Origin of the sequence: Marivita sp., from assembly GCF_965656765.1 — a bacterium.
Lineage (GTDB): Bacteria > Pseudomonadota > Alphaproteobacteria > Rhodobacterales > Rhodobacteraceae > Marivita.
Genome location: NZ_CBFHLV010000014.1, coordinates 1 through 13,881, shown reverse-complemented (window position 1 = coordinate 13,881; position 13,881 = coordinate 1). Strand labels below are relative to the sequence as shown.

The window sequence follows — 13,881 nt, the reverse complement described above, 5'->3', positions numbered from 1 at the left end:
TATTGTCCAGCGCAGGGATATCGCATATTGTTAATCTAGTAAACAGTTTATGTCGGAAAGGGTTCTTATGGACCTGCCTCATCCCAAGCTTGATCACGTCTGCACGCTAGAGGTGACGCTCGATCCGATCCGCGAAATGGGATCAGGGCGCGCCGGCGCACGGCGCATCATTCCAATCGTTGGTGGCCGCGTGACAGGCCCTCGCCTGAACGGGAAAATCCTGAATCTGGGGGCCGATTGGCAAACGATTTTTGCAAATGGTCTGGCCGAACTGGACACCCGCTACGCCATGGAGACCGACGACGGCGCGACAATCGAAATCATCAATTACGGCTTTCGCCACGGCCCGAAAGAGGTTTTGGAGGCTGTTGCGCGCGGCGAAGTGGTTGATCCCGCATCCTATTACATGCGCACCCATGCGCGGCTGGAAACCGGGGATGCGCGTTATGATTGGGTCAACCGCACGCTGTTTGTTGGCGTCGGCGCTCGCAATCAAAGCAGCGTTCAGGTCAATCTTTACGCAATCCTTTAAAGCGCGTTTTGCACAACGATATCGCGGGCAATCGCCTGTTTATAAAGCGCGCGAATGTGATGCGTCACCGGCAGATCACCGGTTCCGATCACCTTGCCGTCAATCGACGCCACGGGCGTTTGCGCGCCGAACGTGCCCGTAAGGAACGCCTCATCCGCCGAATACGCCTCGTAAAGCGAATAGTTCTTTTCAAACACCGGGATCCCGTTCTCGCGACACAGGTCGATCACCTTCTGCCGCGTGACCCCGTTCATGCAGTAGTCGCCGGTCGACGTCCAAACCTCGCCCTTTCGGATGATAAAGAAGTTGCAGGCATTGGTGGTGTTCACAAACCCATGCGGGTCCAGCATCAACGCCTCATCCGCTCCGGCTGCTTCGGCCTGAAGACAAGCGATCACGCAGTTCAGCTTGGAGTGGCTGTTGAACTTGGCATCCTGACTGTGCGGCAAGCCGCGCACCTGCGGGACAGACGCCAGACGAATGCCCTGCGATTGAAGTTCCGGGGCAGGTTTGGAATGCTCCATGATGATGACCAGCGTTGGACCAGAACGCGACAAACTTGGATGCTGGAATGGCTTTACCTTGGTGCCGCGCGTCAGCATCAAACGGCAATGCACATCCGTGATCATCCCGTTCGCCTCAGCCGTCATCTTGAGCGCGTCTGCAATCCCGGCACGGTCCATGCCGACATCAAGGCCCACTGCGTAGCAACTGTCAAAAAAACGGTCCATGTGGTCATCAAAGAACGCCCAGCGCCCGTCATATAGGCGCATTCCTTCCCACATCCCGTCGCCCAAAAGAAACCCGGAATCGTAGACCGAGACCTTGGCCTCGTCCCTCGGATAGAGTTCGCCGTTGATGTAGATAAGGATATCGCGGTTGCGCGCATCCTCTTCAGCGTCGTGGGTCGTCGTATGATCGATCATCGCGCCCGCTCCATCAGGTCCAACAGCTGTTCTTCAGTCAAAGCGACAGGGTTCGCCTTCATTGACGATGAACTCACCGCGTCCTTGGCCGCCTGCGCCCGTGCTGCATCGCTGATCCCTTGCGCATCCAGCCCTGGCAAACCAGCCTCGCGCGACCAGTTGTGCAGGGCAGCAAACGCATCTGCCGGTGCACTGCCAAAGACCTGAGCAATCCAGCCCTGCACCTCGGCAATCCGCGCTGCAAGCACAAGATCATCTCCGGCTTCTGCATTCATCCGCAGCCCATGCGGCAGGAGTGCACCGCAAATGGCTCCATGCGGCGCGTTCGACAATCCTCCCAACGGCCCGGCCAATCCGTGCACGACGCCCAAACCAGAATTGGCAAGCGCCAGCCCACCGCACAGGCTCACCCAAGCCAGCGCATCCCGCGCCTCAGGATCCTCACCCGCCATGATCTGCCGGATCGCCACCAGCCCCTTGGGGATCGCATCGCGACAGATCGCGTCAGTCAACGGATTGGCTTTGGACGACAAATACGGCTCAATCACCTGCGTCACCGCATCCAGCCCTGACGCCAATGTCACACCGCGCGGGCAATTGTCTGTCAGGGCCGGATCAACAATCGCCAACATGGGCAACATACGCGGGTCGCGCAGGCTCACCTTGCGCTGCGCCTCGGGCACCGCGATCACCGCATTCTTGGTCACCTCCGCTCCGGTACCTGCAGTGGTAGGCAAGGCTCCAAAAGGCAACGGGTCCACATCCAGCGGCATGCCCTTACCGACCACTTCCAAATGGTCGAGCATCGGGCGGGTCGCAGGGGCCAGCGCAGCAATCGCCTTGCCCGCATCGACCACTGCACCGCCTCCGATTGAGATCACGGCTCCCACCCCTGCCTCACGCGCAGCCGCAACGCCGCTTTCGATTAGCCCAACATCCGGCTCTTTGGCGACCACGAAACCAGTCACCACAACGCCTTCTCCCTCAAGCGCTTGCTTTAGCCAATCAGCCCGCGACGGGTTTGCCCCCGTGACCAGAAGGACACGCGCACCCAAGGCAGCCAAGGCTGGCACTGACTGTGCCGCTTCTCCCCGTCCGAACCGGATCATGTCTGCTGTAGCAAAGGCAAAGGCGGTCATGGGCACTCCTGTGGGCATATCGTTGCCAAAGATGTGCCTGTCTTCCGACCGGGTGTCGAGAGCTTAGGCCACCGTTTTCACTCCTGCTTCGACCCGCAACCGTCCAGAGGCCAGCGCGGCCAAAGCCACCATCGCGGACGCGGTGCCCAACACCAATGGCAAGCCGCCGATCTGATAACTGAGGCCAGACAGCACCGTCCCCAACAAACGCCCGCCCGCATTGGCCATGTAGTAAAAGCCCACATCCATCGTGACCCGCTCGCTTTGGGTGAAAGCAAGGATGAGGTAAGAATGCAGCGCCGAATTTACTGCGAACAGCGCCCCAAAAACCAACAGCCCAATGACCAAAGTTACCGTTAGCCACGTCTGCGGCTCAGGCGACAGGACCGCCGCGACGGTCAACGTAACGGGCACAGCGCACAACACAAAAGCCCATTTGCGCGCATCCGCGATCAGCGCCCCCTCACTTCGATTAGCCGCCCGCAAAAGCTTTGGCGTGTTGGCCTGCACGACCCCGTACAGAATGATCCACACCGCCATGAACGTCCCGATCAGGAAAAACGTCGCGCGATTGCCTGCCTCGGTTCCGTCCGACAGCACCGCGTAGAAATAGATCGGGATGCCGACCACGAACCACACATCGCGCGCCCCAAACAAGAAGACCCGCGCGACCGAGAGCCAGTTCACATTGGCGGATTTCGAAAACACCTCGGAAAACTTCGCGCCCTTGCGCCCTTTCGGCAGGCCCGACGGCATGAAGACGATGATCGCCAGCAAAATTACCGCCAGAACCGCTGCCATCGCGTAGATCGCCACGACAAAGCCCATCGTCGCCAAGAGCGCAGCACCCAGCAGGAATCCCAACCCCTTAACCGCGTTCTTCGATCCGGTCAGTATAGCCACCCATCGGAACAGCCCGCCGCCCTCGGTTGGCGCCAGCAGCTTTACCGCTGACTTCGAAGACATCTTGGCCAGGTCCTTGGCCACACCTGACGTGCCCTGCACACACATGACAAACGCGACCGAGGCGGTGATGGCCCATGTCGGGTCCAACTGCGCGAGTGCCAGCAGCGCCACCACTTGCAATCCGAGCCCTGCGTAAAGCGTCGAGGTTAATCCAAACCGCGCCGCGATCCACCCGGCGGACAGGTTCGTGACCATCCCGGCGATTTCATAGAGCACAAACAGATACGCCAACTGGATCGGCGAAAAGCCAAGCGTGTGAAAGTGCAACAGCACCAACATCCGCAGCGCACCATCGGTCAGCATGAATGCCCAATAGGCTACAGTGACGGCTATATAGGCCGAAAGTCCCTCGGGTTTGCTCACAACCGACCGCCCACCATCAGCGCTACATCCACCAAACGGTGTGCATAGCCCATCTCATTGTCATACCACGCGTAGACTTTCACCTGTGTGCCGTTGATCACCATAGTGGACAGCGCATCGACAATGCTCGACCGCGTGTCGTTGGTGTAGTCGGTCGAAACAAGCGGACGTTCTTCGTAGCCCAGAATGTCCTTGAGCGGACCTTCCGCTGCCGCCTTGAACAGCGCGTTCACCTCTTCCACCGTGGTCGCGCGGTCCATCTCGAACACGCAATCAGTCAGCGACGCGTTCAGCAGCGGCACCCGCACCGCATGGCCGTTCAAACGACCCTTGAGCTCGGGATAGATCAGCGTGATCGCCGTGGCGCTTCCCGTGGTTGTCGGGATCAGCGAATTCAACGCCGACCGCGCGCGGCGCAGATCTTTAGCGGGGCGATCCACGATGGTCTGCGTATTGGTCACATCGTGAATTGTCGTAATAGACCCGTGACTTATTCCAATCGCTTCGTGTAAGGCTTTCACAACGGGTGCTAAGCAATTGGTCGTACAACTGGCCGCGGTAACAATATCATGCGTTTCAGCATCATAGATGTCGTCGTTCACACCGTAGACGATATTCGCTGCTGCCCCGTCCTTAACCGGGGCCGAGACTACGACTTTCTTCGCTCCCATTTGAAAATAGGGTGCGATTTTCGCCTCAGTTTTGAAAACGCCGGTACAGTCAATCACCACGTCTATGCCGTCCATCGGCAGCTTGGACAGATCGGATGTGCCAATAAACGGCAGACGCACACCGTCGATGGTGATGCTGTCCGCGTCATGCGAAAACGCGGCATTCCAACGCCCATGCACGGTGTCGAATTCGAACAGATGCGCGTGCATCTCAGGATCACCCACCGCGTCATTGATCCACGCGATTTTCGCCCCCCGCTCCAACAAGGGTTTCAGGGCAAGCTTGCCAATGCGGCCAAGCCCGTTCAGCGCGTAGGTTGTCATGCGGAGGCATCCTCTTCCGTCATTTGTCCAATATCATCGACCGCTTTCTGCAATGAAATCCGGTCAAGCGTGTTCATGGGCAGAGCTGTGAAAACGCCAATCCGATTGCGCAGCGCTCCGTAGGCCACTTGAAAGGCAAGACTGCGTTCAGCCTCTGACCCGCTGGCCTTGACCGGATCGACCATGCCCCAATGCGCGCTGATCGGCTGACCCGACCACGCCGGGCAATCCTCGTTGGCGGCCTGATCACAGACCGTGAACACGAAATCGAACTTCGGCGCATCTTGGGCTAGGAATTCCTGCACGTTCTTGGCGCTCAAGCCGGAGACGTCGTGCCCCTTTTGGCGCAGCACATCGACCGCCATCGTGTTCAATTCAGAATAGGGTTTGGTGCCTGCAGAATAGACATCGAACCGATCTCCGGCCATGTCCCGCAGGATTGTTTCAGCAAAGATCGACCGCGCCGAATTGCCGGTGCAGATAAAGAGAACACTGAACTTTTTGAAAGACATATCCATCATTCCTTGTTCAAAGCCCGATGCCAGCGGGCTGCACATATCCGGTCTGCCCCGACAACAATCGAGCAGCAGGAAATCCAGCATTCCCTGCACATTTGCTACATTCACACTGTAACGAAGCGATGTCCCAACCCGCGTCTGGCTCAGCAATCCGGCGTCCAGCAGGTTCGACAGATACGCCGAGAGCGTGGACGCCTTGATGTCCAAGGCGTCTGCGATTTCACCAGCCGGCACCTTATCCGGCGTCCGCCGCACGAGCATGCGAAAGATGGCCAGTCGTTGCGGATGACCCAGTGTCGAGAGTTGCGAGGCGATTCTTATTTCCATATTTCGTGAATAATGAAAATATTGCGCCAGTCAATGAGTCGTTTGACCATGTGCCTGCGCCATGCACTGCGACTTTCGGATTGCGACGCGCGGCAAAACCCGTAAACCCGCATTTGACGTTCCGACCGGAGAACCGCCATGTCGCTGCCCATCGCCAAGATCACCCCCGTGACCCAGCCACTGGTAGGCCGCGTGACCCTTCCCGGCTCCAAGTCCGTGACCAACCGCGCGCTTTTGGTGGCAGGGCTTGCACGTGGCACCAGCCGCCTGACAGGGATCCTGCGCAGCGACGACACGCATTACATGATGACCGCTTTGCGCGCGATGGGTGTGGGCATCACCGAGTTGGATGAAACCACGGTCGAGGTCACCGGCTCTGGCACTCTTGATCCGTCGACTGAGCCGCTCTTCCTCGGCAATGCAGGTACCGCGACCCGTTTTCTGACCGCTGCTGTCGTATTGGTGAACGGCACCACCACCGTCACAGGCGACGAACACATGCAGAAGCGCCCTATTGCGCCCTTGCTCGACACATTGAAGGCAATGGGAGTTGAGGCCACATCGGAAACCGGTTGCCCTCCCGTGACCGTCAGAGGCACCGGGTCATTCAACAGTGGCGACATCGAAGTCAGCGGCAAACTGTCGAGCCAGTACATCTCGGCGATCATGATGCTGGCCGCGATGGGTGACAGGGAAACCCGCATCACCATTGGCGGCGGCAAGATCGGTGCGGTGGGTTATCTGCACATCACTGCTGCGGTCATGCGTGCTTTTGGGGCGACCGTCAGCTTCCCGTCTGAGAACCAGATCGTTGTGGCACCGGGCGGCTACACCGCCGCCGATTACCACGTCGAACCCGACGCAAGTGCGGCGACCTATCTCTGGGCGGCTGAAAAGCTGACTGGCGGCAATATCGACATAGGCACCGCCCCCGGCGACATGAACCAGCCCGACGCCAAGGCTTATGACATGATCGCAGCCTTCCCAAACATGCCCGCGACGATCAACGGTTCACAAATGCAAGACGCCATCCCAACCCTCGCCGTTCTCGCGGCGTTCAACGAAACGCCTGTACGCTTTACCGGCATCGAAAACCTGCGCGTCAAGGAATGCGACCGGATCGACGCCGTACATAAAGGGTTGGAACAGGTGCGACCCGGTCTGGCCTCTGTCGAAGGCGATGACCTGATCGTGCATGCGGACCCGGCCCTGTCCAACCATGTCAGCGACGGCCTGATCGACAGCCACGCCGACCACCGCATCGCCATGTGCTTTGCGCTGGCCGCGATCAAGGTTCAGGGCGTTCGGATCGAAGACCCCTATTGTGTGTCAAAGACATTCCCAAATTACTGGGATGTCCTGCGCGGGCTGGGCGTGTCTGTCGACATTACCCAGCCCTGACGGCGGTCACTCTGCCGCGATTAGCGGTGCGTCCTTGTCTCCGCGCAGAGACACCCATTCGCCACCTCCGGTGTACCGCCAGCCAAGCCGGCCTTCATCGTCCATCGCGAAAAGTTTCAGCCAGCCATTGTCAAACAGCGCCGCCACACCGGCGTGCCGATCCAGAATTTCGCTGATCGCCTCGCGTGGTGCCTCAACCGCCACCGACAACCGCAGTGGATCGTGCATGAAGTTTTCACCATCATGCACCGACTGCCACGGCAATCCACCACGCAACACGCCGCCATTACCTTCGACCACACCGATCCCGCCAGTCACGTTGTGGAGCAGCTTGTTGCCTGCCCCAAACGCATCCGGTGCCACGGATGACCCGTAATATTGCAGGCTGATCCAGCTTGCCACGACCACAGGGGCGGTCAGGATCAACTCCAGCACTTGGAAGTTGGTGTCCTGCTGCCAGTCGTAGGTATGCAGGAACGACCGCCCGCGCAGGCTCCGTCCAGCTGTCCGCGAACGAGGGGCCGCAATGAACGCAGAACAGCCCGCAAGCCCCCACTCGGGCCGCGTTTCCGACCAGTCCTTGGCTCGCTCCATGACCGCTGCTGCATCAGTGGCGCGCGGCAACCGGGCCGAGCGTTCGGCCCGCGTCGCCTTGGCCGCGATCTTCAGCGCTTGCTTGAGCGACGCAATGGTCGCCGCCCGGGTATGACCGGCGGGAAGATCATCTTCGTAGAGCATCACCTCATCCGTCACCGTGTCATGCAGACCTGCCAGGAACAGGGTGTCCTCTGGTATCTCGATGCCCTTAGCAACTAGCCCCGCCCGCACATCGGCGTCGTTCAGCAAAAGAGCAACCAACCGCGCGTTCACGTCACCTGCATGGCCACCGCACGCCCCACATTGCAGCGCGCTGGCATGCGGGTTGTTGACAACCCCTGCCCCATGCCCGGCGAGCAGAACAACCTTTGCAAATCCAGATTTGAGCGACATACCCGCAAGGATCGACGCCGCCATGCCGATCCGGTCATCAAGCGAAATCCCGTCTGCCAAGGCTGGGGCCGGACCTGTGCCAAGGCTTGGGTGCTTTTGCGCGAGTGAATCGCGCACCAGCTTGCCCAAATAAAGTGGACCGGTTGCCTCAACAAACGCAAAGCTCGAAACAGCGGCCAGCCGGAACCGGCCCCAAGCGCGCGTCACCCGTTTGGCGACACGGGTCAGCATGTCGCTGTCTTGCGGGTCGGTCGCGGCCGAGGTCGCACCGGGATTAATCAACACCGGACCCCGCGTCTCAAGCACGTCCGAGGCAAAGTCGTTATGCGCCGCCGCGATGCCAAAGAAGCCTGCAAAGCCAATTGTTTCGATACCGTCTCCAGACGCTTCCAGCGCCCGCCGAAACACTTCGGACCGCACATCGATGCAGAACGCAGCCTGGACGTTGGGCACGTCCGTCTTGTCCGACCCCGGCAACGCCAAGGTATCGTCCAAAGCCCGCGCAGCCGCGTGATCTGCTGCCGCCTGAAGTGCCGCGTCGATCAGATCGTCCTCATTGGGCACGATGGGCTGGGCGTGCGCCTCAAGCACCTCCTGCCACCGCGCGCCGATCTTGTCTTTGTACCGTGCCAGCAACGCCGCCTCGAAAACCAACTTGGCAGTCAACAGGTCGGTGATGTCGTTGTTGCCGTCGCCCTTAAGGTCTGCACGGAAGGCTTCACCTGAAGCAAGTTGCGCCCAACCACCTAGCCGCATTAGCAGTGTGTGGAAGTAGCTTTCACAGGCCTCAGCCGTGATGCCCATATCCTCAGCACATTTGGTCAGCGCGCCACGTGCGGACATTGACATGCCCGCCACCCGCGACGCGAACCCGGTCAGACCGAAAATTTCGGGCGTCAGATCGCGCTGCGCAAACGACCGCCAAGACAGCCACGCGCGTGTCTTCGGCGCAGGCCACAATGCCTGACCCGTGTCGTAGTGTCCGCCCGCCCAGTGACCGATCCGTTCAGCAACAAAGTCGGGCCAGTTGATGTCCGAAACCTCTTCGGCCAGATCGGCCAGCGTTGGCAGGATTTCAGGCGTAACAACCGTCTTGTCCATTGCTGCGATAAGGTCTTCCACCGTCGCTGTCAGTTCTGGCACGTCAGCCAGCCCTGCCTCAAGGTCGGCAACACTCAACTCATGCGCCGCGAACTTTGCTTTGAAATGCGCCCGCTCCGGCACCGTGCGGACACCTGCCACCCGCGCCAGACGCGCAGCGGCCATCTGCAAGGGTTCGCCCGCCTGCCCCACATATGGGTTCACTGCCACCGTAGCTTCAAGCGACCAGAGTGGCGGAATATGGGCGGCAGCGTTTTTGGCACCGGCCATAATTTCAAGCGCCGGACCCGAGAACCGTTCAACCATTGTCAGCATGTCTTGATCTCCTGTCCTGTCCATTACCGTTGCCGCGCGGACCAGCCGCCAGTCACCCGGTCAAACACCGCGTTGAGGTAAAATCCGTTCGATAGATGCACCCGAAGGCCCTGTGCCGCCGGATGGCTGGCCCAGTTCGGGAAGGTTGCCTGCGCAAGCGCCACAGTGCCAAAGCTCAGGATGGTCAGCACCATCAGCGCCCATTGCAACGGGCCGGGTGCCGGTGTGGCAGGCAGTGCGCCAGTGGTCAGCCAGATCGCGATGGATTGAAGCGCGAAATAACTGACTGTGGTCGCCACCGAATAGACCGCCATACGCCGGGTCAGAACCTCGGGCGCGTGATCGGCCAAGCCTTGTGCCAGCAGATAGGCCACGCCCATCACCAACACTGCACCAAGGGCAATCGCCTGTGCCGATTTGCCGTCGATGCCCAGCAGCAAACCAAGCGTTGCATAGATCGCCAGCGCGATGGCAAACGCCTTAAGAACTGCCTTGCCATTCGGGATCGCCACCGGACCGGGCCGCCGGATCGACGCGACCTGCTGAACTGCGCCACCCGAGGCCAGAAAGGCATGCGCCTTATAAAGCGAGTGCGCCACAATGTGCAGCAGCGCCAGCGGAAACAACGCCAGACCACATTGCAGGATCATGAACCCCATCTGAGCAACCGTCGACCATGCCAGCGACGTCTTGACCGACGGCTGTGTCAGCATCACCAGACCACCAAATAGCGCCGAGAAGCCGCCAAGAATGACCAATACGCTCAGCACACCGGGGGCCAGCAGCATCACATCTGCGAACCGGATCAACAGGAAACCACCTGCATTCACCACACCTGCGTGCAGCAGCGCCGACACCGGCGTCGGGGCTTCCATCACTTCGGTCAGCCAACCATGTGTCGGCACCTGCGCCGATTTGAACAGCGCCGAAACCGCCAGCAGACCTGCCGCAAGGGTCGCAGCCCCACCGCCTTCACCGGCGCGTGCCGCCTCAATGATCGTGTGAATGTCAGCCGTGCCGTAAGCTGCCGCCAGCGCAAACGCGCCAAGGATCAGACCTCCGTCAGACGCCATGGAACACAGCGCCTTCTTCCGCGCCGCCCGCTGTGCCGCCGCCCGTTCCGGGTAGGTCAGCAGCAGCCGGTTTACACATAGACCCACTGCGCCCCAGCCAATGATCAACTGGATCAGGTTGCCCGAAGTCACCAGCAGAAGAACCGACGCCAGACCAAGGCTTAGCCAGCCCAGAAACCGGGTCTGGTTCGCCTCACCATCGGTGTAGGTCACCGCAAACCGCATCACGACCCAGCCGATAAAGCTGACCAGCATCAGCATGGTCACGCTCACTGCGTCGATCCGCGCGGCAAAGCCCATTTCGGCCGCACCAATCAGTGGGCTGGTGGCTGATCCGTTGGCGATCAGCAGACCTAGCGCCGCCAGAGATACCACGATCGCTGCCAGTCCGGCGCCTTCACCAAGACGCAAAAGCAACGACCCACGGGCCATGTCGCGGCGCATATAAATCAATCCGACAAGCGCAAAAAACGCCGGGGCCAGTAACGGGATTGCGGTGATCATGATGCGGTCTCCCCTCAATACGTGATCTTGAAGAGCGACCTAGCGTGGCGCTGATATGAATAAAAATACATTGTTTGCGACTAATCGTTCTATTAAACAGAATGAATGTCAGATTTGAATTATCATCACCTTCGCTACTTCTGGGCCGTGGCCCATGACGGCAACCTCACCCGAACGGCCGAACGGCTGAACCTGTCGCAATCCGCATTGTCATCGCAAATCAAACAGCTGGAAGAGCGGATCGGGCAGACATTATTCGAACGCCGAGGCCGCGCACTGCACCTGACCGAAGCAGGCCGCATCGCCCTGGATCATGCCGACACGATCTTTTCGGCGGGCGAAGAACTGGTTGCCACCCTCCGCGATACGGCAAGACCAGCGCGCGCATTGCGCGTTGGCGCGCTGTCCACCCTGTCGCGCAACTTTCAGATCACGTTTCTGGAACCCGTGCTGGGCCGCACCGATGTCGAAGTGATCCTGCGATCCGGCAGCGCAGCAGAGCTATACGCAGCACTTGACGCGCTGAACCTAGATGTTGTGCTCACCAACACCCCTCCGGCCCGCGACGCAATCAGCCCGTACCTGACGCAGAAACTGGCGGATCAAACCGTCGGCCTGTTCGGCACACCAGACCGGGTGCGCGGCAATCGCCCGTTCGAAGAACTCGTGGCCGATCACCCGCTGATCCTGCCAACCCGCGACACCCAGATCCGCAACGCCTTTGACACGTTGCTGTCGCGGGTCCAAGCAAAACCCACAATCGCCGCCGAGGTCGACGACATGGCAATGATCCGCCTTCTCGCCCTGCGTGGCACAGGGCTAGCTGTGGTGCCGCCCATCGTCGTGCAAGACGAACTGGCTCGTGGCGATCTGGTGCAAGCGGCGATGCTGGACCTGCACGAATTGTTCTACGCGGTTACGCTGGACCGCCGCTATCCGAACCCGCTGCTCACGGAATTGCTGGCCACCGCCGCGCGTTAGGGAATAATCTCGAACTTGGTCACATCGACCATTCCCCGGTCGGTGATCTTGAGCGCCGGAATGACCGGCAGCGCAAGAAAAGCCAATTGCAGGAACGGCTCATTGAGCGTGACGCCCAGCCCCTTTGCGGCCGCGCGCATATCGACCAATCGGTCATGCACCTCTTCAAACGACTCAAGGCTCATCAAGCCGGCGACAGGCAGGGCAAGTTCTGCCAACACCTCGCCACCAGCCGCCACAACGAACCCGCCTTCGATCTCGGACAACCGGTTCGCGGCCAGCGCCATGTCGGCGTAATCCACCCCCACACAAGCGATGTTATGGTGATCGTGGCAGACGGTCGAGGCAATCGCGCCGCGCTGCAATCCGAAACCACGCACAAAGCCGGTTGCTATGTTGCCGTTCTTCCCATGCCGTTCGACCACCGCGATGCGAACAAGGTCGCGCGCAGGATCGGGGTGTTTGTCCCCGTCTTCAACCGCAATGGTCTCGTGCAGATGTTCAGTGATGATCTTGCCTTCGACGATGCCAATGACATCGGTTTCGGCACGGTTGGCTTTTGCCCGGAAATCCTCAGCACTCAGATGCGGCGCATGGATCGAACCGGTGCCGACTGGGTTAATTTTCGACCGTTTGGTAAAATTCTCTGCCGTGGCCTCGACCCCGGCACAGAAGACGGTCTGCACATCACACGCGTCAAGCGACCGAACCGCAACGATATCCGCTCGCTTGCCCGGCGCGATCAAACCCCGATCTTTGAGGCCAAACGCCTCGGCCCCAGACAGCGACGCGGCGCGATAGGCGGCCAGCGGTGGCGTGCCCAAGGCGATCAGCGTGCGGATCATGTAATCGAGATGACCTTCTTCGGCGATGTCCAACGGGTTCCGATCATCCGTGCACAGACACATATACGGCGCGGTGCGTTCCGTCAGTAGAGGTTGCAATGCGTGCAGGTCTTTCGACACCGACCCCTCGCGGATCAAGACGCGCATCCCCTTTTGCAGCTTCTCGCGTGCCTCATCGGCCGTGGTCGCCTCGTGTTCCGTGGAAATGCCCGCCGCGATATACGCATTGAGGTCCATCCCGCGCAGTTGCGGGCAATGCCCGTCGATATGGCCGCCTTCAAACAGGCGTAGCTTTTCCATCACCTGTGGATCGCGGTGGATCACGCCGGGGTAATTCATGAATTCCGCCAGACCGATGCCGGACGGATGACCACGCAACGGGTCCAGATCGGCGGCCAGCAATTCGGCCCCTGCGGTTTCCATGTGCGTGGACGGCACGCAGGACGACAGTTGAACGCGGATGTCCATGAGTGTTTGTCCGCTTGCCTCTTGGAAATAACGAATGCCCGCCGCGCCAATCACATTGGCAATCTCGTGCGGGTCACAAATGGCGGTGGTGATCCCGTGCGGCGCGACGCAGCGGTCAAATTCGAACGGCGTGACCAAAGAGCTTTCGATGTGCAGGTGGGTGTCGATAAACCCAGGCACAAGGATCAAGCCCGACATATCGCGCAGTTCGGCCCCGACATAACTGCCACAGGTGCCTGCGATCATGCCGTCACAGATCGCAATATCCCCTGTCAGCAGATCACCCGTGACCAGATCAAGCGTCTTTGCACCGCGCAAAACAAGATCGGCGGGCGCATCACCACGACCGACTGCGATACGGCGCTCTAAGGGTGTTAAGTCTGACATACGGATCGTTGCTCCTATCGTTTTGACCAGTCTAAGCCACGCGCGGCACA

At 59.9% G+C, this 13,881-nt stretch carries 11 protein-coding genes; 3 read left to right on the top strand and 8 right to left on the bottom strand.

Annotated elements, in window-relative coordinates; translation table 11 throughout:
- Nucleotides 1-67: 67 nt before the first annotated feature.
- The gene (locus ACTG4M_RS06155) at nt 68-532 is read left to right on the top strand and encodes a DUF3237 domain-containing protein (RefSeq protein ID WP_439122765.1); all 465 of its coding nucleotides are present in this window, start codon (nt 68-70) and stop codon (nt 530-532) included.
- Here the strand turns inward: ACTG4M_RS06155 and ACTG4M_RS06150 are convergent.
- From ACTG4M_RS06150 to ACTG4M_RS06130, 5 genes are all read right to left on the bottom strand, one after another.
- Entirely contained in the window at nt 529-1,458 is a 930-nt protein-coding gene (locus ACTG4M_RS06150) for an aminotransferase class IV (protein WP_439122764.1), read from the bottom strand. The genes ACTG4M_RS06155 and ACTG4M_RS06150 overlap by 4 nt on opposite strands.
- Nucleotides 1,455-2,597, bottom strand: coding sequence for an iron-containing alcohol dehydrogenase (locus tag ACTG4M_RS06145; protein WP_439122763.1), 1,143 nt, complete (start codon nt 2,595-2,597; stop codon nt 1,455-1,457). The genes ACTG4M_RS06150 and ACTG4M_RS06145 overlap by 4 nt, the downstream gene beginning before the upstream one ends.
- Before the next feature lie 63 nt (nt 2,598-2,660).
- A complete protein-coding gene (gene arsJ, locus ACTG4M_RS06140; RefSeq protein WP_439122762.1) occupies nt 2,661-3,926 on the bottom strand; it encodes an organoarsenical effux MFS transporter ArsJ in 1,266 nt (421 codons plus the stop codon).
- Complete coding sequence (locus ACTG4M_RS06135; protein ID WP_439122761.1) at nt 3,923-4,921, bottom strand: ArsJ-associated glyceraldehyde-3-phosphate dehydrogenase; 999 nt, start codon at nt 4,919-4,921, stop codon at nt 3,923-3,925. The genes arsJ and ACTG4M_RS06135 overlap by 4 nt, the downstream gene beginning before the upstream one ends.
- A complete protein-coding gene (locus ACTG4M_RS06130) occupies nt 4,918-5,766 on the bottom strand; it encodes a helix-turn-helix domain-containing protein (RefSeq protein WP_439122760.1) in 849 nt (282 codons plus the stop codon). Before ACTG4M_RS06130 ends, ACTG4M_RS06135 begins: the two co-directional genes overlap by 4 nt.
- Nucleotides 5,767-5,904: 138 nt before the next feature.
- Here ACTG4M_RS06130 and aroA point away from each other — a divergent pair, with 138 nt between their 5' ends.
- Nucleotides 5,905-7,167 carry a 3-phosphoshikimate 1-carboxyvinyltransferase gene (gene aroA, locus ACTG4M_RS06125; RefSeq protein ID WP_439122759.1) on the top strand — a complete coding sequence of 421 codons (1,263 nt, stop codon included), beginning with the start codon at nt 5,905-5,907 and terminating at the stop codon, nt 7,165-7,167.
- 6 nt (nt 7,168-7,173) lie between these two features.
- On the opposite strand, the gene ACTG4M_RS06120 is transcribed toward aroA, so the two are convergent.
- Nucleotides 7,174-9,573, bottom strand: coding sequence for a YbcC family protein (locus tag ACTG4M_RS06120; RefSeq protein ID WP_439122758.1), 2,400 nt, complete (start codon nt 9,571-9,573; stop codon nt 7,174-7,176).
- 23 nt (nt 9,574-9,596) lie between these two features.
- Entirely contained in the window at nt 9,597-11,150 is a 1,554-nt protein-coding gene (locus tag ACTG4M_RS06115) for a proton-conducting transporter transmembrane domain-containing protein (protein ID WP_439122757.1), read from the bottom strand.
- A 105-nt stretch (nt 11,151-11,255) separates the two neighbouring features.
- Here ACTG4M_RS06115 and ACTG4M_RS06110 point away from each other — a divergent pair, with 105 nt between their 5' ends.
- Nucleotides 11,256-12,131, top strand: coding sequence for a LysR family transcriptional regulator (locus tag ACTG4M_RS06110; RefSeq protein ID WP_439122756.1), 876 nt, complete (start codon nt 11,256-11,258; stop codon nt 12,129-12,131).
- Here the strand turns inward: ACTG4M_RS06110 and ade are convergent.
- Nucleotides 12,128-13,831 carry an adenine deaminase gene (gene ade, locus ACTG4M_RS06105; protein ID WP_439122809.1) on the bottom strand — a complete coding sequence of 568 codons (1,704 nt, stop codon included), beginning with the start codon at nt 13,829-13,831 and terminating at the stop codon, nt 12,128-12,130. The two genes, ACTG4M_RS06110 and ade, sit on opposite strands and share 4 nt — an antisense overlap.
- Between the last annotated feature and the right edge of the window lie 50 nt (nt 13,832-13,881).